Annotated in this window: 15 protein-coding genes and 1 pseudogene; 8 read left to right on the top strand and 8 right to left on the bottom strand. The window is 70.1% G+C overall.

Features of this window, described 5'->3' with window-relative positions:
- Positions 1–29 precede the first annotated feature (29 nt).
- Entirely contained in the window at positions 30–530 is a 501-nt protein-coding gene (locus ADL12_RS21665) for an LURP-one-related/scramblase family protein (protein WP_062704327.1), read from the bottom strand.
- Complete coding sequence (locus tag ADL12_RS21660; protein ID WP_062704326.1) at positions 527–1528, bottom strand: GlxA family transcriptional regulator; 1002 nt, start codon at positions 1526–1528, stop codon at positions 527–529. The genes ADL12_RS21665 and ADL12_RS21660 overlap by 4 nt, the downstream gene beginning before the upstream one ends.
- Before the next feature lie 52 nt (positions 1529–1580).
- Between ADL12_RS21660 and ADL12_RS21655 the strand changes: the two genes are divergently transcribed.
- Positions 1581–1973, top strand: coding sequence for a cupin domain-containing protein (locus ADL12_RS21655; RefSeq protein ID WP_062704325.1), 393 nt, complete (start codon positions 1581–1583; stop codon positions 1971–1973).
- 29 nt (positions 1974–2002) lie between these two features.
- Positions 2003–3859: an NHL domain-containing thioredoxin family protein gene (locus ADL12_RS21650; RefSeq protein WP_062704324.1), complete on the top strand. Its 1857-nt coding sequence runs from the start codon at positions 2003–2005 to the stop codon at positions 3857–3859.
- On the opposite strand, the pseudogene ADL12_RS21645 reads toward ADL12_RS21650, so the two are convergent.
- The 4 genes and pseudogenes from ADL12_RS21645 to ADL12_RS21630 all read right to left on the bottom strand — a co-directional run.
- Positions 3847–4089: pseudogene (locus ADL12_RS21645) on the bottom strand (hypothetical protein); the annotation flags it as partial. The gene ADL12_RS21650 and the pseudogene ADL12_RS21645 overlap by 13 nt on opposite strands.
- A gap of 107 nt (positions 4090–4196) precedes the next feature.
- Positions 4197–5495: a M18 family aminopeptidase gene (locus ADL12_RS21640; RefSeq protein ID WP_062704322.1), complete on the bottom strand. Its 1299-nt coding sequence runs from the start codon at positions 5493–5495 to the stop codon at positions 4197–4199.
- Positions 5496–5594: 99 nt separating this feature from the next.
- Positions 5595–7436: an acyl-CoA dehydrogenase gene (locus ADL12_RS21635; RefSeq protein WP_062704321.1), complete on the bottom strand. Its 1842-nt coding sequence runs from the start codon at positions 7434–7436 to the stop codon at positions 5595–5597.
- A gap of 135 nt (positions 7437–7571) precedes the next feature.
- Positions 7572–8411, bottom strand: coding sequence for an intradiol ring-cleavage dioxygenase (locus ADL12_RS21630; protein WP_062704320.1), 840 nt, complete (start codon positions 8409–8411; stop codon positions 7572–7574).
- A gap of 121 nt (positions 8412–8532) precedes the next feature.
- Here ADL12_RS21630 and ADL12_RS21625 point away from each other — a divergent pair, with 121 nt between their 5' ends.
- From ADL12_RS21625 to ADL12_RS21610, 4 genes are all read left to right on the top strand, one after another.
- Positions 8533–9006 carry an SseB family protein gene (locus tag ADL12_RS21625; RefSeq protein ID WP_031483212.1) on the top strand — a complete coding sequence of 158 codons (474 nt, stop codon included), beginning with the start codon at positions 8533–8535 and terminating at the stop codon, positions 9004–9006.
- A gap of 183 nt (positions 9007–9189) precedes the next feature.
- Positions 9190–11130 carry an NHL repeat-containing protein gene (locus ADL12_RS21620; RefSeq protein WP_062704319.1) on the top strand — a complete coding sequence of 647 codons (1941 nt, stop codon included), beginning with the start codon at positions 9190–9192 and terminating at the stop codon, positions 11128–11130.
- A 114-nt stretch (positions 11131–11244) separates the two neighbouring features.
- On the top strand, positions 11245–12225 hold the full coding sequence (locus tag ADL12_RS21615; RefSeq protein ID WP_062704318.1) for a pirin family protein: 981 nt from the start codon (positions 11245–11247) through the stop codon (positions 12223–12225).
- Between the two features lie 139 nt (positions 12226–12364).
- Positions 12365–13474 (top strand): AI-2E family transporter, encoded by a 1110-nt coding sequence (locus ADL12_RS21610; protein ID WP_062704317.1) that lies wholly within the window; start codon positions 12365–12367, stop codon positions 13472–13474.
- Here ADL12_RS21610 and ADL12_RS21605 read toward each other — a convergent pair.
- On the bottom strand, positions 13390–15576 hold the full coding sequence (locus ADL12_RS21605; RefSeq protein ID WP_062704316.1) for a SpoIIE family protein phosphatase: 2187 nt from the start codon (positions 15574–15576) through the stop codon (positions 13390–13392). The genes ADL12_RS21610 and ADL12_RS21605 overlap by 85 nt on opposite strands.
- Before the next feature lie 203 nt (positions 15577–15779).
- Between ADL12_RS21605 and aspS the strand changes: the two genes are divergently transcribed.
- Both aspS and ADL12_RS21595 read left to right on the top strand, forming a co-directional pair.
- Entirely contained in the window at positions 15780–17543 is a 1764-nt protein-coding gene (gene aspS, locus ADL12_RS21600) for an aspartate--tRNA ligase (protein WP_062704315.1), read from the top strand.
- Positions 17544–17658: 115 nt separating this feature from the next.
- Positions 17659–18570, top strand: coding sequence for an intradiol ring-cleavage dioxygenase (locus ADL12_RS21595; RefSeq protein WP_062704314.1), 912 nt, complete (start codon positions 17659–17661; stop codon positions 18568–18570).
- Positions 18571–18689: 119 nt separating this feature from the next.
- Here the strand turns inward: ADL12_RS21595 and ADL12_RS21590 are convergent, their stop codons facing one another.
- Positions 18690–20096, bottom strand: coding sequence for an FG-GAP-like repeat-containing protein (locus ADL12_RS21590; protein WP_062704313.1), 1407 nt, complete (start codon positions 20094–20096; stop codon positions 18690–18692).
- Positions 20097–20183: the final 87 nt, after the last annotated feature.

Below are 20183 nucleotides of genomic sequence, written 5' to 3'. Positions count from 1 at the left end.
CAGTCGGCGCCCCGTCAGTCGTTGCCCTGTCAGTCGTCGTCCCGCCGCTCCTTCTCAGCCAGGTGGATCACACACACCGCCACCGCGATCAGCAGCGCCGGATCCGCGTCGTCCCGTACGACGTCCACGCCGTAGGTCTCCCGCACATGCAGCCAGCGGCGGGAGACGACGGCCAGCAACTCGCCGTCGTACTCGACGGCGAACTCCCGGTCGTGGATCTTGCCGCTGACGTCGAGGTCCGTGCTGCCGTCCGCCAGGGACACGCGGTAGTGGTTGCGCAGCAGGGACAGCCGCTTGCGGCGGATCGTCGCGAGGGGGCCGCCGTCCCGCTCGATCACCATCGTGTCGCGCAGGGCGAACATCTTCTGGTGGATGTCGATGAGGACGCGCCCCTGGGTGTCCTTCAGCTCGAAGGTGTCCCGCAGCCGCATCGCCTTGCCGTCGACGAGGTACACCTTGTTGCCCTGGTCGTCCTCGATCCAGTAGTCGTCACCGAAGCCGAGGAGCCGGTCGCGTACGAGGAATCTCATGAGACGAGGGGTTCCCCGCCGGCCGGTCCGAAACGCCGCCTGTAGGCCGACGGGCTGAGCCCGGTCTCGCGCCGCACGCGCGCGCGGAGGTTCGCCGCGGTGCCGAGCCCGCTGCGCGCCGCCACCACGTCCAGCCGTTCCTCGCCCCGCTCGATGAGCCGGCAGGCCAGCGCCACCCGTTCACCCGTCAGCCAGGCCAGCGGTGTCGTGCCGAGCTGGGTGCGGAAGCGCCGGTGGAGCGTGGCCGGCGACACCGACGCGCGCGCCGCCAGGTCGGCCACCGTGAGCGGCTCGCCCAGCCGCTCCTGCGCCCACGCCAGCAGGGGCGCGAGCGACTCCTCGGGCACGTCCGGCACCGGCCGCTCCACGAACTGCCGCTGCCCGCCGTCCCGGTGGGCGGCGAAGAGGAGCCGTCGGGACACCGCGTTGGCGATCTCGGCGCCGTGGTCGCGCCGGATGATGTACAGGCCCAGATCGAGCGCGGCGGCGCTGCCCGCCGCGGTGAGGATCTGCCCCTCGTCGACGAAGAGCACGTCGGGCTCCAGCAGCACCCGCGGATGCAGCTCGCGGAAGGCGTCGGCCCACATCCAGTGGGTGGTGGCCCGGCGCTCGTCGAGCAGTCCGGCCTCGGCGAGCGCGAAGCTGCCCGTGCAGAAGCTCAGGATGCGCGCCCCGCGCGCGTGCGCACGGCGAATGGCGTCCAGGACGTCGGCGCCGCGCGGGACGACGTTGTCGGGACGCCCCGGCACCACGAGGGTGTCCGCGCTGTCCACGGCCTCCAGTCCGGGCGTACCGGTCATCGAGAAGAACCCGTGGTTCATGCGCACCACGCGCGCGGGCGTGCACAGCGTCACCTCGTACAGCGGCCCGGGCAGCCCCAGTTCGGGCCGGGGCAGCCCGAACAGCTCGGTGGCGACGCCCACCTCGAAGGGGTTGGTGCCCTCGTCGACGATCACGGCCACCCGATGCGGACGATGCTGAGAGGATCCTTGCGGCATATGCGATTCCTAGCACTCGTGTGCCGCCCCCGGCCACCCGCACGATGACGGCATGACCAACGAACCCGTCTCCCTGCCCGCCGCCCTCGTCTCCTTCACCGAGCAGTGGAGCCCGCGCATCGCCGCCACCGTCAATGACTACGACGTCCGGATCACCCACGTCGAGGGCGAGCACCTCTGGCACGTCCACGACGACACCGACGAGTTCTTCCTGGTCCTCGACGGCGAGCTGCACATCTCCCTGCGGGAGCCGGCCGGCGAGCGCACGGTCGTCCTGCCGAAGCTGTCCGTCTTCACCGTCCCGCGCGGTGTCGAGCACAAGCCCTACGCGCCCGTCCCCACTGACATCCTGCTCCTGGAGCCCACCGGCACCTCCACGGTCGGCGATCGGCACGACGAGGTGCCGGACCATGTGGACGCCACCACCGGGCACGCGCTGATCTGACTGTCGGTCCCGGGTGGCACCCTGGATCCATGAGCGACTCCGCACCCCGCCGCGTCCGCGTCCGCGCCCCCGAGCTGATCGGCAAGGGCGGCTGGCTGAACACGGGCGGCCGCCCGTACGGCCTCGCTGACCTGCGCGGACGCATCGTGATCCTGGACTTCTGGACGTTCTGCTGCATCAACTGCCTGCACGTCCTGGACGAGCTCAGGGAGTTGGAGGACAAGCACCGGGACACGATGGTCGTGATCGGGGTGCACTCGCCGAAGTTCGTGCACGAGGCCGAGCACCGGGCGGTCGTCGACGCCGTGGAGCGGTACGGCGTCGGGCATCCCGTTCTCGACGACCCCGAGCTCGCCACCTGGAGGCAGTACGCGGTGCGGGCCTGGCCGACGCTCGTCGTGATCGACCCGGAGGGCTACGTCGTCGCGCAGCACGCCGGTGAGGGCCATGTGCACGCCATCGAGCGCCTGGTGACGGAGCTGGAGGCCGAGCACGAGGCGAAGGGCACGTTGCGGCGCGGCGACGGGCCGTACGTGGCGCCGGAGCCGGAGCCGACGGTGCTGCGCTTCCCGGGCAAGGCCCTGCTGCTGCCGAGCGGGAACTTCCTGGTCAGCGACACGACCCGGCATCAGCTGGTGGAGCTGGCGGCGGACGGGGAGACGGTCGTGCGGCGGATCGGTCAGGGCAGTCGTGGCGCCACGGACGGCGACCCGGACCGGGCGCGGTTCCAGGAGCCGCAGGGACTGGCCCTCCTGCCGGACGGGGCCGTGGCGGTCGCCGACACGGTGAACCACCTGATCCGGCGCTTCGATCCCGAGACAGGCCGGACCACGACCCTCGCCGGGACGGGCTTCCAGTGGATGCAGGGAGAGGCCACCTCGGGTCCCGCGAGGGACGTCAAACTCTCCTCACCCTGGGACGTCGCCTGGTGGAACGACCGGCTCTGGATCGCCATGGCCGGCGTCCACCAGCTGTGGGCGTACGACCCGGCCGACGGCACCGTCTCCGTCACCGCCGGCACCACCAACGAGGGCCTCGTCGACGGCCCCGCCACCGAGGCCTGGTTCGCCCAGCCGTCGGGCCTCGCGGTCTCCCGCGACGGGGAGCGCCTCTGGCTCGCCGACTCCGAGACCAGTGCCCTGCGCTGGGTGGACGTCGAAGGCATCGTCCACACCGCAGTCGGTACCGGCCTCTTCGACTTCGGCCACCGCGACGGCGCCGCCGAACAGGCCCTGCTTCAGCACCCGTTGGGCGTCACGGCACTCCCCGACGGCTCGGTCGCGGTCAGCGACACCTACAACCACGCCCTGCGCCGCTACGACCCCGCGACCGGCGAAGTCACCACCCTGGCCACGGATCTGCGCGAGCCGAGCGACGCGGTGCTGGTCGGCGACGACATCTTGGTCGTGGAGTCGGCCCGGCACCGGCTGACCCGGTTGCGCCTGCCCGAGGAGGCCGTACGCGTCGAGGCGGTCGCCCATCGCACTCAGCGCGCCGCCACCGAAGTCGCGCCGGGCAAGCTCCAGTTGGACGTGATCTTCGAGGCGCCCGCGGGCCAGAAGCTGGACACGCGGTACGGCCCCTCGACACGCCTGCTGGTCTCGTCGACGCCGCCCGAGCTGCTGCTCGCCGGTGAGGGCGCGGACACCGATCTCGCCCGCATCCTGGAGCTCAACCCTGCCGTCCCCGAAGGCGTACTGCACGTCTCGGCGATGGCGGCGTCCTGCGACGACACAGCAGCAAACAGCGGCTCCGCCGCGGGCGCCAACGAGTACCCCGCCTGCCATGTCCACCAGCAGGACTGGGGCGTGCCGGTCCGCCTCGTGGAGACCGGCACGCCTCGCCTGCCGCTGGTGCTTGCGGGGATGGACGCTCAGACGCCGTAACCGTCGCTGTAGCCGTCCCGCCTGTGGTGGTGTCCGGTCTCGTCGACGACCGGTGTCGACGGCGGCACCACCACACGCCGACGCCGGGCGATGCTGCTGAACGTCGTGGTTCCGATGAGTCCGACGATCATCAGGATGATCCCGACGAGGTCGAGATTGACACCCTGCATCTCCCAGTCGGTCGCGAACGTGAGGATGGCTCCCACGGCGATGAGGATGATGCACCCTCCCCCATAGCCTTAAAGGCATGGGGGGACCCCCACCGGCCCATGAGTTGTCGCCTCCCTGTCCGGGTCCGGTGGTTCCGGTCGAAGGCGAGTACCCCGGTCCCGCGCGACTACCCCTGCAGGAACGCCACCAACGGGTTCGCCAGCAGGTGCGGGTCGTCCGCGCCGCACAACTCCCGTGCGCTGTGCATCGACAGGATCGCCACACCGATGTCGACCGTCTTGATGCCGTGCCGGGCCGCGGTGATCGGGCCGATCGTCGTGCCGCAGGGCATGGAGTTGTTGGAGACGAAGGACTGGAAGGGGACGTCGGCCTTCTCGCAGGCGGCGGCCCACACCGCGCGGCCCGAACCGTCGGTCGCGTAGCGGTTGTTGACGTTGACCTTCAGGATCGGCCCGCCGTTGACGCGCGGGTGGTGCGTCGGGTCGTGGCGCTCCGCGTAGTTGGGGTGGACCGCGTGGCCCGTGTCGGAGGAGAGACAGACGGTGCCGGCGAAGGCACGTGCCTTGTCCTCGTACGATCCCCCGCGCGCGAACACCGAACGCTCCAGGACACCGCCCAGCAGCGGACCGTCGGCGCCCGTGTCGCTCTGCGAGCCGTTCTCCTCGTGGTCGAAGGCGGCCAGCACCGGGATGTACGGCAGTGCGGCGCCCGAGCCGGCCACCGCGGCCAGCGCCGCCGCGCCCGCGTGCACGGACAGCAGGTTGTCCATGCGCGGGCCCGCGACCAGCTCCTTGTCCCGGCCCAGATACGCCGGCGGCTCAACGGAGTGGACCATCAGGTCCCAGCCGGTGACCTCGCCGGCAGCCAGCCCGGCCGTCTCCTCCAGGAAGGCGATCAGATCGCCGTCGCGCACGTCGTTGCCCAGGCCCCAGATGGGCTGCAGGTGCCGCTGCTTGTCGAGCTTGAGCCCCTCCGCCGACACGGAACGGTCCAGGTGGATGGCGAGTTGGGGGACGCGCAGCAGCGGCCGGTCCACGTTCACCAGCCGTGTCGTGCCGTCCCGCAGCGTCAGCCGGCCCGCCAGGCCCAGGTCGCGGTCGAGCCAGGAGTTGAGCAGCGGTCCGCCGTAGATCTCCACGGCCACCTGCCGCCAGCCGTGCGCCCCGGTGTCGGGCAGCGGCTTCACCCGCAGGTTGGGGGAGTCCGTGTGTGCGCCGACGATCCGGTACGGCGTGTGGGGCGCCGCGCCCTCGGGGACGTACCAGGCCACGATCGCGCCACCGCGCAGCACGTACTTGCCGCCGCTCGTCCCGTCCCAGGCGTCCGTCTCCGCGACCTGTCGGAAGCCGGCCTTTTCCAGCCGTTCGGCGGTGTTCGCCACGGCGTGGTACGGCGACGGGCCGGCCGCGAGGAAGGACATGAGGTCGTCGGTGTGGCCGCGGTCGAAGCGGGGGGGTTCGCTCATGGGGTTCACCTTAACGACGTACGAGGGCCCGCTCCCTGTCGATCGGGAGCGGGCCCTCGTAAGGGCGATGTGGGTTTCTGCCGCTTGGAACCGAGTTGACTAGAACGCGGCCTCGTCCAGCTCCATCAGGTCCAGGTCGACACCCTCGGCGAGCTTGCGCGCACCGGTCACGCCCGGCAGGACGTTGGCCGCGAAGAACTTCGCCGCCGCGATCTTGCCCGTGTAGAACGCCACATCTTTAGAAGACACAGCCTTGGCCGACGCGGTCTCCAGCTTCTCGGCGGCGATCGCGGCGCCCTTGAGCAGCAGGTAGCCGACGACGACGTCACCGGAGGCGAGCAGCAGGCGGGTGGTGTTCAGACCCACCTTGTAGATGTTCTTGACGTCCTGCTCGGTGGCCGCGAGGTCGGTCAGCATCAGACCGACGATGGCCTCCAGCTCGACGGCGGCCTTGGCCAGGTGCTCGCGAGCACCCGCGAAGTCCTCGCCGCCGGTGCCCAGCGCCAGGAACTTCTTGATGTCCTCGGCGAGCGAGTTCAGCGCGGCACCCTGGTTGCGGACGATCTTCCGGAAGAAGAAGTCCTGGCCCTGGATCGCGGTCGTGCCCTCGTACAGGGTGTCGATCTTGGCGTCGCGGATGTACTGCTCGATCGGGTACTCCTGCAGGAACCCGGAGCCGCCGAACGTCTGCAGCGACTGGGCGAGCTGCTCGTAGCCCTTCTCGGAGCCGTAGCCCTTGACGATCGGCAGCAGCAGGTCGTTCAGCGCGTGCTCGGTCTTCGCGTCCTCGCCGGTCGCCTCCTTGACGGCGATGGCGTCCTGGACGGAGGCCGTGTAGAGCACCAGCGCGCGCATGCCCTCCGCGTACGCCTTCTGCGTCATGAGCGAGCGGCGCACGTCCGGGTGGTGGGTGATGGTGACCTTCGGCGCGGTCTTGTCCATGAAGTTCGCGAGGTCCGGACCCTGGACGCGCTCCTTGGCGTACTCCAGCGCGTTCAGGTAGCCCGTCGACAGCGTGGAGATCGCCTTCGTGCCGACCATCATGCGGGCGAACTCGATGATGCGGAACATCTGGCGGATGCCGTCGTGCTTGTCGCCGATCAGCCAGCCCTTGGCGGGGTGCCGGTCACCGAAGGTCATCTCGCAGGTGTTGGAGGCCTTCAGGCCCATCTTGTGCTCGACGTTCGTGGCGTAGGCGCCGTTGCGCTCGCCCAGCTCGCCGGTCTCGAAGTCGAAGAGGTACTTCGGGACGAGGAAGAGGGACAGGCCCTTGGTGCCCGGACCGGCGCCCTCGGGACGCGCGAGCACGTAGTGGAGGATGTTCTCCTCCATGTCGTGCTCACCGGACGTGATGAAGCGCTTCACGCCCTCGATGTGCCAGGAGCCGTCCTCCTGCTGGATGGCCTTGGTGCGGCCGGCGCCGACGTCCGAGCCGGCGTCCGGCTCGGTGAGCACCATGGTGGAGCCCCAGGTCTTCTCGACCGCGATCTTCGCGATCTTCTTCTGGACCTCGTTGCCCTCCTCGAAGAGGATGTTGGCGAACGCCGGGCCGGAGGAGTACATCCACACGGCCGGGTTCGAGCCGAGGATCAGCTCCGCGTAAGCCCAGATCAGCGACGGGGGAGCAGTGGTGCCGCCGATCTCCTCGGACAGGCCGAGACGCCAGTACTCGGAGTCCATGAAGGCCTTGTAGCTCTTCTTGAAGGACGCCGGGACCGGCGCGGTGTTCGTCTCGGGGTCGAAGACCGGCGGGTTGCGGTCGGCGTCCGCGAAGGACTCCGCCAGCTCGTTCTCGGAGAGGCGGGTCAGCTCCTCGAGGATGCTCTTCGCGGTCTCGGTGTCCATCTCCTCGAACGGGCCGGTGCCGTACAGCGTGTCCCGCCCGAGTACTTCGAAGAGGTTGAACTCGATGTCGCGCAGATTCGACTTGTAGTGCCCCATGGCGACGGCTCCGTTAGAGAGATCGGCGAGGCACCGGGTGTAGCTCCTCGCGCTAGTTCACGTACCAACAAGTAGCTACGATGATGCTACCCGTCGGTAATAAGAAGCAACCCCGATCCTCGCATCTGTGACAGGTCACACCGGAACCGTCAGCGTCGCCGTGTATCCCTCCTGCACGCTCCCCTGCATGGCGGCCATCTGCTGGTCGTAGCCGTCGCTGAAAATGCCGTCCGTCTCCAGCGACAGCTCGCTCAGGTTCGTCACGCTCGCGCTGTAGCCGTCCGTGGCGTACACCGTCTCGCAGACGTCCTGCGGGAACGCGAGCTGCGAGGTGCTGGTGATGGAGGTGGCGGCCGTGGCGTCGGCCAGGCTGCCGTAGACCTCGAAGTGGATGTGCGGCCAGCGGCCCGGGTAGCAGCCGGGGAAGATGCTCTTGAAGGTGACCCGGCCCGAGTCGTCGCTCTCCTGGACGCCGCGCAGATAGTTCTCGTCGGTGACGCCCTCGGAGTACAGGGAGTAGCCGCCCTCCCGGTCGCAGTGCCAGACGTAGACGGCGGCTCCCTTCTTCGGCGTCCCGCAGCCGGAGGCGGCGTCCACGACCGTGAGCGTGAGGGTCAGGGGCACGCCCTCGGCGGTGCCGCCCGCGGAGTCGCCGAAGCTCTTGGTGAGGTCGCTGCGGACGACACCGCTCTCCTTCAGGACGTTCACACCGTTCGAGCCGTCGCCGGGGAAGGGCCCTGCGGTCTCGTCCGGGATCGTGGCGCACTCGGCGGACGAGGAGGGACTGCCGGAGCCGTTGGAGGAGGGGGCGGCCGAGGTCTCGTCCTGCGAGGTGCACCCCACCAGGGGGATCAGTCCCGCCCCCGCCACCAGCTGGATCATGCGGCGGCGGGCGAGGACCGGAAGGTCGTGGGAGAGCCCGCGGTCGTGCTCGTGGACTTCTTCGGCGGCTTCTTCGGTGTGGTCTCGGCGCATGGAAAGACGCTAGGAGCGGCAACGGCGGGAACCCAGGGGCACACGCTGTCAAGTCGCTGTCGGTTTGCCGGGGCACCCGTACCGGCCCGCCGCCCCCGCCGCTCTCGGTACTCTTGCGCCCATGTACGGCTACGACCAGAACGTCGGTGCACAGCAGGGGTACGCCCCGCCGCAGCAGCCCATGGCCGGCGGCGTCGGCGGGTACGGCCAGCAGCCACCGCTCTACCCCGAGCCGTCCCCGCCCTCGCTCGCGGACGCGGTGCGGGCCTTCACCACCGGGCAGATGTCCGCCGAGGACTTCCAGCAGGTCTTCGCCACGTCGAAGGTCTACTGCCCGCGCGGCGACAACCCCGGCTTCCTCGCCCTGCACAACACCCAGCAGCCGGTGATCCCGATGTTCACCTCGCTCAAGGAGCTGCGGCGGTACGCGGGCAAGGAGTCCAAGTACTTCGTCATCACCGGCGCCGAGGTGATCGACCTGCTGCCCACCGGCTACGGCTTCGTCCTGGACATGGAGGGCGAGCACCGGATGGTGTTCGACGCGAAGGCCGTGGAGCAGATGGTCGAGTTCGCGATGCGGCGGATGTACGGCTGAGCGTCGACCGTCGTCCGGGGCCCGGAATTCCCCTCCTCGATTGTCACAGCCATGCCATAGAGTGCCCCCTGGCAGCCGCGCCCCGCATGTCACCGCTCTCCCGCGGTTCACATCCGGGCGTCGCGCGGCGCTCTCGTCTCCCGGCACTGCCGGGCACTTCTGTGGGGGTTCATCACTGTGCGCATGCGCAGCACTGCGGTCGCGACGTCGCTCGCGGTCCTCTTCAGCTCGGCGGCACTGACCGTCGTGACGGCCGGCCCGGCGTCGGCCGCGTCGGCCGTTCTCACCCAGCCCGTGGGTCTGGTCGCGGACGGCGCGCTCCAGCGCGTCTTCGTGGCGGACCAGGACAACGGACGGATCCTGGCCACCGACTACAGCGGCACCCTGGTCGACGTGAACGTCGGCTTCGGCCGCCCCAGCGACCTCGCGCTCTCGGACGACGGTCTCACCCTGTACGCGGTGCTGCCGACGACCCACGAGGTCGTGGCTGTCGACGCGGCCACCCTGGAGGTCAGGACCCGCTACGACCTCGGCGCCGGTTTCGACCCGCGTGAGGCGGCCTTCGCGGGCGGGCGGCTGTGGTTCTCCTACCGGGTCACGGGAGACGACGGCTTCTTCCACGGCAATCTGGGCGTCATCGACCCCGCCGCCGACGCGGCCGCCGCGGTGAGCCTCGGACAGCTCCCGGAGGGCGTTGCCCCGTACTACAACGCGGCCGTCCTCGACGCGGACCCGTCCTCACCCGGTCTCCTCGCCTTCCACGACAGCGGCGACCGCTCGGGCGCGATCAACCTCCTCGACGTCTCCGGCGCCACCCCGCAGGTGGTCGCGAAGACGGACAGCGACCGCTGGACGATAGACATCGACCTGATGCCCGGCGCCTCCCAGGTGCTGTGGAACGGCTACCGGAAGCTGAACTACGCCGACGGCGCCTTCACGGAGGTCGCGGGCCTCACCGAGACCGGCTGGTTCGCCGACGTCTCCCCGGCCGGCCTGATCGCCCAGGCCTACGACCGCCACGTCAACGTCTACAAGGCGGGCTCCGACAAGCCGGTGCGCCGCTTCGACGCCGGGACCTCCAGCATGGGCGCGGTGGCCTGGGCCCCGGACTCCTCCCGGGTGTTCGCCCTGGCCGGCAACTCGGACAACACGTACACCCTGAAGGCGTTCACGGGCCCGGCGCTCAGCGTGCCGACCCTCACGGTCAACGCGCCCGCGTCCGCGCCCCGCGCCCAGCCACTCACCGTCACCGGCAAGCTCACGGCGAACGTGCCGTTCGCCGCGGGCACGACGCTCGCCGTCACCCGCACCGACCTGGAGAGCCCGAACGGCAAGGCGCTGCCGTCCGTCACGGTGAAGTCCGACGGCACGTACTCCTTCACGAACACCCCGCCGGCCGGCGGCAAGGTGAAGTACACGGTGCGCTACGCGGGTGACGCCACGCACACCGCGGTCAGCGCCTCGGACACCGTCGAGGTCTCCCGCGCCTCCACCTCGCTGAGCCTGAACAACAACGGCAAGCTGTACAACTACGGCACCGACGTCAAGTTCACCGCGCACCTCGGTACGACGTACAAGAACCGTTCGGTCGAGATCTGGGCCAACCCGTTCGGCGGGGACAAGCCGAACAAGCTGATCAAGAGCGGAACGGTCAACTCCGACGGCAACATCTCCGCCTGGGTGGACATGACCCGGGACACCACCGTCACCGCGGTCTTCAAGGGCGACGCCCGCTACAAGCCGAAGACGGTGAAGTCCACGGCGTACGCGCGGGTCAGGGTCTCCACGGCCGTCTCCAAGCACTACAAGACGGCGTATATCGGCTCGAGGTCGTACTACTGGTTCCACAAGAGCACCGACCCGCTGCTCACCACGACGATGACCTACTACCCGGGTCGTCAGCAGCGCTTCGATCTCCAGGTCTACTACCAGGGCACGTGGTACTCCGCGGACTCGCAGTACTTCCCGCTCGGTACGGACGGGAAGTCGCTCGTCAGCCTCGAGGCACCCGGTGAGTCGGGTATCCGGGCGCGGGTGCGGTCGGTGTACGTCAACGGCTCGTCCGGCGACACCGTGAACTCGACGACGTACGGGGCCTGGAAGTACCTGTACTTCAGCAACTGACGCGGGTCCGGCCCGCGCGGCGCAGCCCGGAGGGAATGCCCTCCGGGCTTGCGTCGTTCTAGGTGGCAGAAAGTTCAATGCTCAACTAAGCTGGCCGCACAAGGAGGTACCGACATGCCTGCAGTGACCGTCGAGAACCCGCTGACGCTGCCGCGCGTCGCCGCGCCCGCGGAGGCAGTGGCCCGTCCCGTGCTTGCCGTCACGACCGCGCCGAGCGGTTTCGAGGGTGAGGGCTTCCCGGTGCGCCGTGCGTTCGCCGGGATCAACTACCGCCACCTGGACCCGTTCATCATGATGGACCAGATGGGCGAGGTGGACTACGCGCCGGGAGAGCCCAAGGGCACCCCCTGGCACCCGCACCGCGGCTTCGAGACCGTCACTTACATCATCGACGGGATCTTCGACCACCAGGACAGCAACGGCGGCGGTGGCACCATCACCAACGGCGACACGCAGTGGATGACCGCGGGCTCGGGCCTCCTGCACATCGAGGCCCCGCCGGAGTCCCTCGTCATGTCCGGCGGTCTCTTCCACGGTCTGCAGCTGTGGGTGAACCTCCCGGCCAGGGACAAGATGATGGCGCCGCGCTACCAGGACATCCGCGGCGGCAACGTCCAGCTGCTCGCCTCCCCCGACGGCGGCGCGCTCCTGCGCGTCATCGCGGGCGAGCTGGACGGCCACCAGGGCCCCGGTATCACCCACACCCCGATCACCATGATCCACGCGACGCTGGCGCCGGGCGCGGAGATCACGCTGCCCTGGCGCGAGGACTTCAACGGCCTCGCCTACGTCCTCGCCGGGCGGGGCGCGGTGGGTGCGGAGCGCCGCCCGATCCACCTCGGCCAGACCGCCGTCTTCGGCGCCGGCGGCTCGCTGACGGTCCGCGCGGACGAGAAGCAGGACTCGCACACGCCGGACCTGGAGGTCGTCCTCCTGGGCGGACAGCCGATCCGTGAGCCGATGGCCCACTACGGCCCGTTCGTGATGAACACGCGGGAAGAGCTCCAGCAGGCCTTCGAGGACTTCCAGAAGGGGCGGCTGGGGACGGTCCCGGCGGTGCACGGGATGAGTGCGAGCGGCCCGTCCGAGGTCTGACCCCGATCGGTTCCGGTCGGGTTCCGGCCGAGTTCCACGGCGATCAGTGCCGGTAGTCCGGTACTGATCGCCGCGCCGCGTCACCCACCCGGTCCGCCCGCACACGACAGCCCCGGCCGGCCCATGATCCGCTGGAAGCGTGCAGGCCCCCCCGCTGCTCCCCGACCCCGTCCGGCGGCTCGCCGCCTGGTGTGCCGTCGTTTTGCTGGTCGCCGGGGTCGTCTACGTCGGGATCCGGCTGGCCGTGGAGTTCCGTACGGCCGTCGTGCCGGTGTTGCTCGCGCTGCTCGGGACGGCGCTGCTCGGGCCGCTGCACCGGCGGCTCGTGAAGGCCAAGGTGAACCGGTCCGTCGCCGCCGGGCTCACCTGCGTGGCCGTCGTGGCCGTCGTCGGTGGGGCCGTGTACATCGTCGTCGCCGCGATCGTGGACACCGGCGACCAGATCCTCGCCGCGCTCAAGCAGGCCGGCCAGGATCTCGCCGACCACTTCGGGGCCGCCGGGACCTCGCTGGACGACCTCGCCTCCAACGCCAAGGAATTGCTCACCGACTTCGGGGGGACGGCCGCCTCCGGCGTCATCAGCGGGGTGAGCGTGGTCGCGGAGACCATCGCCATGGCCGTGCTCGCGCTGCTGCTCGTCTTCTTCTTCCTGCGGGACTCCGACCGGGCCGCCGACACCTTGCGGTCCGTCGTCCCGGGCGAGAGCGGGGACGCCGTCGAGGCCATGGCCCGGCGGGCGTTCCAGGCGGTGGAGGGGTTCATGAGAGGGACCACCTTCATCGCCCTCATCGACGCCCTCTGCATCACCGTCGGGCTGCTCGTCCTCGACGTCCCGGGCGCGGTCGGGCTCGGTGCGCTCGTCTTCGTCGGGGCCTACATCCCCTATCTCGGCGCCTTCATCTCGGGGGCCGTCGCCGTGCTGGTCGCGCTGGCCGACCGGGGATTCGTCATCTCGCTGTGGGTGCTGGCGATCGTGCTCGCCGTGCAGGTGCTGGAGGGTCATGTGCTGCAGCCCATGATCCAGAGCCGGACCGTGCAGATGCACCCGGCCGTCGTCATGGTGGCGATCACCGCGGGGGCGTCCGTGGCAGGCGTCCTCGGCATGCTGCTCGCCGTACCGCTGACCGCCGCGGCCTTCGGCGTCGTACGCGAACTGCAGGACCGTTACGCGAGCCCGGAGCCCGCCGAGCCGGCTGCGCCCCCGGAACCGTCGGCGCCGCCCGAGCCGTCCGCGCCCTCGGACTCGTAGAGCTCGAACCAGATGCTCTTGCCCTCGCCCCGCGGGTCCACCCCCCACGCCTGAGCCAGCAGCTCGATCAGCATCAGGCCCCGCCCGGACGACGCCAGTTCCCCGGGGCGGCGCTTGTGCGGCAGGTCGTCGCTGGTGTCGGTCACCTCGACGCGTATCCGGCGGTCCCCCGGCTCACCCCGCACCTCGGCGAGGAGCAGGGCGTCGGCGTCGGTGTGGACGAGAACGTTCGTGAGCATCTCGGAGAGGAGGAGGACGGCCGAGTCCACCTGGTCCTCGGACGTCCAGTCGTGCAGCAGCTCCCGCAGCTGCTGCCGGGCCACCGCCACCCGCTCCGGCTCCGCCTGGGCCACCGAGAGCATGGTGCGGCGGATCGTGGGCCGGACGGCCACCGTGTTGCCGCAGCCGCACCCTTCCCCCTCCCGGCACAGCAGTAGCACCGCTATGTCGTCCTCGCGCCGGTCGGCGAGCGGGCCGGTGGTGTGGTGGGAGGACGGGCCGTGCACGGCCTGGACGAGGGCGTCGGCGAGCGCCTCCAGGTCGCCGTCGTGCTCCTCGAGGATCGCGCGGATGCGCTTCCAGCCGGTCTCCAGATCGTGGCCGCCAGTCTCGATCAGGCCGTCCGTGCAGATCAGCATGGTCTCGCCGGGTTCCAGGGTGATCCTGGTCGTCGGATAGTCGGCGTCCGGGTCGATGCCGAGCGGGAGGCCGCCGGCCGTCGAGCGGGCGAGCACCGTGCCGTCGGTCATACGGATCGCCGGGTCCGGGTGCCCGCCGCGGGCGATGTCCAGCAGACCGGTCGTGGGGTCGACCTCGACGTACAGGCAGGTCGCGAAGCGCAGGTCGGACGGGTCCTCGTCGAGGGAGCCGAACGTCATGCCGTGCAGGAAACGGGAGGCGCGGGAGAGGACGGCGTCGGGGCGGTGGCCCTCGGAGGCGTAGGCGCGCAGCGCGATGCGGAGCTGGCCCATCAGGCCCGCCGCGCGGACGTCATGACCCTGGACGTCGCCGATGACCAGGGCGAAGCGGCCGTTGGGCAGCGGGATCATGTCGTACCAGTCGCCGCCGACCTGGAGCCCGCCGCCCGTCGGGACGTAGCGGGCGGCGACGCTCATGCCCGGTATCTCGGGGCCCAGCTTGGGCAGCATCGAGCGCTGGAGGCCGTCCGTCAGTTCCCGCGCGGACTCGGCGGCCTCGGCGCGGGAGAGGGCCTGGGCGAGCATGCGGGCCACCGTCGTCAGCACGGACCGCTCGTCGGGCGTGAACGCGACCGGATAGGTGAAGGCCGCCATCCAGGCGCCCATCGTGCGGCCGGCCACGGTCAGCGGCAGGAACGCCCAGGACTGGCGGTTGAAGTGCGCGGCGAGCGGCCAGGTGACCGGGTAGCGGTCCTTGTACTTCTCGGGTGAGGAGAGGTACACGGCACGGCCGGTGCGGACGACCTCGGCGGCCGGGTAGTCGGTGTCCAGGGACATGTGCGAGAAGGGGTTCTCGTCGCCGGGCTGGTGGCCGTGGTGGCCGATGATCGTCAGGCGGTCGCCCGTGACGCCGAACACCGCGAGGCCGTCGGGTGAGAAGCCCGGCATCGACAGGCCGGCCGCGACCCGCAGCACCTCCGCCGTCGACCGCGCCTCGGCCAGCGCCCGGCCCGCGTCCAGCAGGAACGCCTCCCGCGAGCGCCGCCAGTCGCCGGTGACCGCCGTACGCCCGGCGGGGGTGCCCGGCGTCGGTTCGGTGACCTCCTGGAGGGAGCCCGTCACCTCGTACGACCGTTTCTCGCGGTCGAAGGAGGCGTGGAAGCGGCTGCGGCCGACCCGGACGACGCGGCCCCGCTCGTCCATGATCCGCACCCGCGCCTCGCCGAGGGTGCCCTCGGCCACGGCGAGCTGGATCACTCCGCTGATCTCGTTCCAGTCCACCGGGTGCAGGCGGGAGCGCACCTGGGCCTGGCTGAGCGTGGCCTGTTCGGCGGGCAGCCCGAGCAGCCGTGCCGCCTCCGCGTCGACCGTGACCAGTCCCGTGGCGGTGTTCCAGTGCCATAGTCCGGTCGCGAGGGCGGCGAGAACCTCCCCCACGGCGGGCAGGGCCTCACCAGTGCGCATTGCCCCACTGTAAGAAGAGGTGATCGCACACTGCCACCGAAGCTGTACGGGGCATCCGGTCGGAAGGGCGCCACGGGTGTGCCCACGGGTGTGCTCACGGGTGCTGTCAAATGGTGGGGAGCCGATCTTGGGGTCCCCGGTAGGCTTGGGGAGAGTTTCACGTGAAACACGCCCCCCGATCCGCGAAGACTGGATGAACGACGATGCATCGGTACAGGTCCCACACCTGCGGCGAGCTCCGCTCCTCTGACGTCGGCACCGACGTCCGGCTGAGTGGCTGGCTGCACAATCGGCGCGACCTGGGCGGCATCCTCTTCATCGATCTGCGCGACCACTACGGCATCACGCAGCTCGTCGCCCGTCCCGGCACGCCCGCGTACGAGGCCCTGGACAAGCTGTCCAAGGAGTCGACCGTCCGCGTCGACGGCAAGGTCGTCTCCCGCGGCACCGAGAACATCAACGCAGACCTGCCGACCGGCGAGATCGAGGTCGAGGTCGGCGAGGTCGAGCTGCTCGGCGCGGCCGCCCCGCTGCCCTTCACGATCAACACCGAGGACGGGGTCAACGAGGAGCGGCGCCTGGAGTACCGCTTCCTCGACCTGCGCCGCGAGCGCATGCACAAGAACATCCTGCTGCGTACGGCGGTCATCTCGGCGATCCGGCACAAGATGACGGCGCTGGGCTTCAACGAGATGGCGACGCCGATCCTGTCCGCCACCTCCCCCGAGGGCGCCCGCGACTTCGTCGTCCCCTCCCGTCTGCACCCGGGCAAGTTCTACGCCCTTCCGCAGGCCCCGCAGCAGTTCAAGCAGCTGCTGATGATCTCGGGCTTCGACCGCTACTTCCAGATCGCGCCCTGCTTCCGTGACGAGGACGCGCGTGCGGACCGCTCGCCGGGCGAGTTCTACCAGCTCGACATCGAGATGAGCTTCGTCGAGCAGGAAGACGTCTTCCAGCCCGTCGAGAAGCTGATGACCGAGCTGTTCGAGGAGTTCGGCAACGGCCGCCACGTCACCTCCCCCTTCCCGCGGATCCCGTTCCGCGAGGCGATGCTGAAGTACGGCTCCGACAAGCCGGACCTGCGCGCCCAGCTGGAGCTCGTCGACATCACCGACATCTTCGAGGGCTCGGAGTTCAAGGCCTTCGCCGGCAAGCACGTGCGTGCCCTGCCGGTGCCGGACGTCTCCGCGCAGCCCCGGAAGTTCTTCGACCAGCTCGGTGACTTCGCGGTCTCGCAGGGGGCGAAGGGCCTGGCCTGGGTCCGGGTCGCCGAGGACGGTTCGCTCTCCGGCCCGATCGCGAAGTTCCTCACAGAGGAGAACGTCGCCGAGCTGACCAAGCGGCTCTCGCTGGCCGCCGGTCACGCCGTCTTCTTCGGCGCGGGCGAGTTCGACGAGGTCTCGAAGATCATGGGCGCGGTGCGCGTCGAGGCCGCCAAGCGTGCCGGGCACTTCGAGGAGGGCGTCTTCCGGTTCTGCTGGATCGTCGACTTCCCGATGTACGAGAAGGACGAGGAGACCGGCGCGATCGACTTCTCGCACAACCCGTTCTCCATGCCGCAGGGCGGCCTGGAGGCCCTGGAGACCCAGGACCCGCTGGACATCCTGGGCTGGCAGTACGACATCGTCTGCAACGGTGTCGAGCTGTCCTCCGGCGCGATCCGGAACCACGAGCCGGAGATCATGCTCAAGGCCTTCGAGATCGCGGGCTACGACCGTGAGACCGTCGAGGAGAAGTTCGCCGGCATGCTGCGCGCCTTCCGCTTCGGCGCCCCGCCGCACGGCGGCATCGCCCCCGGCGTCGACCGCATCGTCATGCTCCTCGCCGACGAGCCCAACATCCGCGAGACCATCGCCTTCCCGCTCAACGGCAACGCCCAGGACCTGATGATGGGCGCGCCGACGGAGCTGGAGGAGGCGCGGCTGAAGGAGCTGCACTTGTCGGTGCGCAAGCCGCAGCCGAAGTAATCGTCAGCGCGCGGGGTGGCTCGGAACCGATGGTTCCGAGCCACTTTCGTATGCAGGGCTCTCACCCAGCTCTTACCCATGGTCCTGACAGGCGCGGTCCCTAATTTCCCTGCCCATGACGGGAAACCAGACGGCCCAAGGGCCGAAACACAAGCGGGATCTGACACGCCGTAAGGTCGTCGTGGCGGGTGCGGGCGCCGTGGCCGCGGTGGGCGTGGGCGGCACGCTCGCGGCCGGTGCCTTCGCCGGCGAGGAGAAAAATACCGCCTCCACCAGCGCTGCCGAGGTCTGCTACAAGCTGACCTCCGAGACGACCGAGGGCCCCTACTACATCGACGCGGACAAGCTCCGCCAGGACGTCACCGAGGACGAAGAGGGCATTGCACTCACCCTCCGCCTCAAGGTGATCGACTCCGAGACCTGCAAGCCCCTCAAGAACGCCGCGGTCGACATCTGGCACTGCAACGCGCTGGGCGTGTACTCGGGCTACGAGGCGATGGGCAGCGGCGGTGGTGGCGGGGGCGGGGGCGGTACGCCGCCGTCCGGTGAGCCGACGGGCGAGCCCCCGTCCGGGGAGCCGACAGGTGCGCCGGGCGGCGGAGGCGGCGTCCACGAGGAGCCGACCGACGACGAGCGCTATCTGCGCGGCACCTGGAAGACGGACAAGAGGGGCGAGGTCGTCTTCCGGACCGTCTTCCCGGGCTGGTACCAGGGCCGTTGTGTGCATATCCACACCAAGGTGCACGTGGGCGGCGAGTGGACGGACGCCGGCTACGAGGGCGGCAACACCTGTCACACCGGTCAGCTCTTCTTCGACGAGGAGTCGGTGCTGGCCTCCGCCGAGGTCGAGCCGTACTCCACCAACACCGCGACCCGCACCACCCTCGACGAGGACACGATCTACCCGGACAACGGCACTGAGGGCGGTCTGCTGAAGCTGAAGTACAAGAAGAACGACATCGCCAAGGGTGTCGTGGCCACGCTCACGATGGGCGTCGATCCCGAGGCCACGAACACCGGCACCTGAGAGGGGGGTGTGCGTACGGAGGACGTAACGTGCGCACACCCTTCACCCCGTTGACCCGGAAGGAGGGACTCCATAGTGCGCGGCCACCCTCTTCGGCTACCTCAAGGACACGACCGGGGTCAGATGACCCAGAGCAGCCCGTTGCCGCCGAGGAGCGTGCCGTTCTGCTGGGTGAGGCCGACGGCGTTCGCCGTGAACACGCGGCTGTTGGCGGCCGTCGGACGCGTGGAGCCGCCGGGGAAGACCCAGACCGCGCCGGTGGAGTTGTTCTCGCCGGACGCGCCGACGAACAGCTCCGGCCTGCCGTCCTTGTTCACGTCTCCGGCCGAGACCGTCGTACCGAAGAAGTCGTCGGTCTCGGCGGCGCCCGGCACGCCGGACGTGTCCTGGGAGAAGGAGTACGAGCCGGTGCCGGGGGCGCCCGAGGAGCGGCCCGGGATCACGGTCACCTGGCCGGCCCGGTTCTTGGCGAGGTCCTCGTACGGCGACCCGACCACGATGTCCGCGAGTCCGTCCCGGTTGAGGTCGGCCACGGTCAGCGCGCCGCCGAAGGCGTCGCCGCTCTCGCTCGCGCCGGGGACTCCGGCGGTGTTCTGCGTGATCTGGACGGGCGCGGTGTCCTTCGTGATGCCGCTCGCCGAGCCGTACCAGACGAGGACCCGGCCGCCCGTCGCCCCGTCCACGCCCTCCTTTTCGGGCTCGTCCGGGTCGCCGGCCACGAGGTCGGCGTATCCGTCGCCGTTGAGGTCGCCGGCGGCCACGATGAGGCCGTTACCCTGCAGCTCGTTGCCGTACGCGAGGTGCGTGTAGACCTCGCCGCCGCTCAGGTCGCCCAGCCGGGAGCCGGCCACGGCCGGATCGGGGACGGCGTCCCCGTCGAAGTCGCCCAGCGCGACGGACTCGACGGAAGCGGTGTCCATGTTCAGCGTGGCGGAGCCGAAGGTGCCGGTGCGGGAGAAGGGCCCCACGATGTGCACGGAGGCGTCGTAACCGCTCACCACCACCCTGGTTTTGGTGCCGCCGCCGGTGCTGAGCGCGGCGATGTCCTGTCCGTAGTAGGTCGGGGAGCCGGACGGCGACGGCAGATCCGTCCCACTCGTCAGCCCGCTCCTGCTTCCCCAAAGGACGGTCACCGCCCCGGAGTTCGTCCCCTTCGACGTGTCCTCGTACGGCGACCCCACCACCAGGTCGGCGTACCCGTCCCGGTTCAGGTCGGCCGTCGCGGTGGCTGCGCCGAAACGGTCGTACGCCTCGGCCGCGCCCGGCACCCCGGAGGTGTTCTGTGTGATCGTCTTGCGGCGGCTCGCCGCCAGGCCGGACGAGGAGCCGTACAGCACGATCACTGCCCCGGCCGCCTCCTTGCCGGACACATTCGCCCCCGGTGCGGGCAGGACGGCGTCCTTGTAGCCATCGCCGTTGAAGTCGCCCGGCACCCCGCCGTGCACCGCGGCCGCCGGTACGGCCGGCAGCAACGTGCCCATCGTCAATCCCGCGGCCACGAACGCGGCCACACCCCATCTACGCATGTGATCCCCTCCCACCCCATCCATCACGCGTGAAGTGTAAAGGCGCCCGGGATCACGGGAACCCCGGGCGCCTCGGTTGGTGAACCA

The organism is Streptomyces regalis (assembly GCF_001509475.1).
In the GTDB taxonomy this organism is placed as follows: Bacteria; Actinomycetota; Actinomycetes; order Streptomycetales; family Streptomycetaceae; genus Streptomyces; species Streptomyces regalis.
This window is presented reverse-complemented; position numbering and strand designations above follow the sequence as displayed.

Bases quoted from the DNA above. Each gene is read 5' to 3' on its own strand.
- ADL12_RS21655 (WP_062704325.1), top strand. From the start codon at position 1,581: ATGACCAACGAACCCGTCTCCCTGCCCGCCGCCCTCGTCTCCTTCACC.
- ADL12_RS21595 (WP_062704314.1), top strand. From the start codon at position 17,659: ATGACGGGAAACCAGACGGCCCAAGGGCCGAAACACAAGCGGGATCTG.
- ADL12_RS21620 (WP_062704319.1), top strand. From the start codon at position 9,190: ATGCGCAGCACTGCGGTCGCGACGTCGCTCGCGGTCCTCTTCAGCTCG.
- ADL12_RS21605 (WP_062704316.1), bottom strand. From the start codon at position 15,576: ATGCGCACTGGTGAGGCCCTGCCCGCCGTGGGGGAGGTTCTCGCCGCC.
- ADL12_RS21635 (WP_062704321.1), bottom strand. From the start codon at position 7,436: ATGGGGCACTACAAGTCGAATCTGCGCGACATCGAGTTCAACCTCTTC.
- ADL12_RS21665 (WP_062704327.1), bottom strand. From the start codon at position 530: ATGAGATTCCTCGTACGCGACCGGCTCCTCGGCTTCGGTGACGACTAC.
- ADL12_RS21640 (WP_062704322.1), bottom strand. From the start codon at position 5,495: ATGAGCGAACCCCCCCGCTTCGACCGCGGCCACACCGACGACCTCATG.
- ADL12_RS21650 (WP_062704324.1), top strand. From the start codon at position 2,003: ATGAGCGACTCCGCACCCCGCCGCGTCCGCGTCCGCGCCCCCGAGCTG.
- ADL12_RS21615 (WP_062704318.1), top strand. From the start codon at position 11,245: ATGCCTGCAGTGACCGTCGAGAACCCGCTGACGCTGCCGCGCGTCGCC.
- ADL12_RS21590 (WP_062704313.1), bottom strand. From the start codon at position 20,096: ATGCGTAGATGGGGTGTGGCCGCGTTCGTGGCCGCGGGATTGACGATG.
- ADL12_RS21660 (WP_062704326.1), bottom strand. From the start codon at position 1,528: ATGCCGCAAGGATCCTCTCAGCATCGTCCGCATCGGGTGGCCGTGATC.
- ADL12_RS21625 (WP_031483212.1), top strand. From the start codon at position 8,533: ATGTACGGCTACGACCAGAACGTCGGTGCACAGCAGGGGTACGCCCCG.
- ADL12_RS21630 (WP_062704320.1), bottom strand. From the start codon at position 8,411: ATGCGCCGAGACCACACCGAAGAAGCCGCCGAAGAAGTCCACGAGCAC.
- aspS (WP_062704315.1), top strand. From the start codon at position 15,780: ATGCATCGGTACAGGTCCCACACCTGCGGCGAGCTCCGCTCCTCTGAC.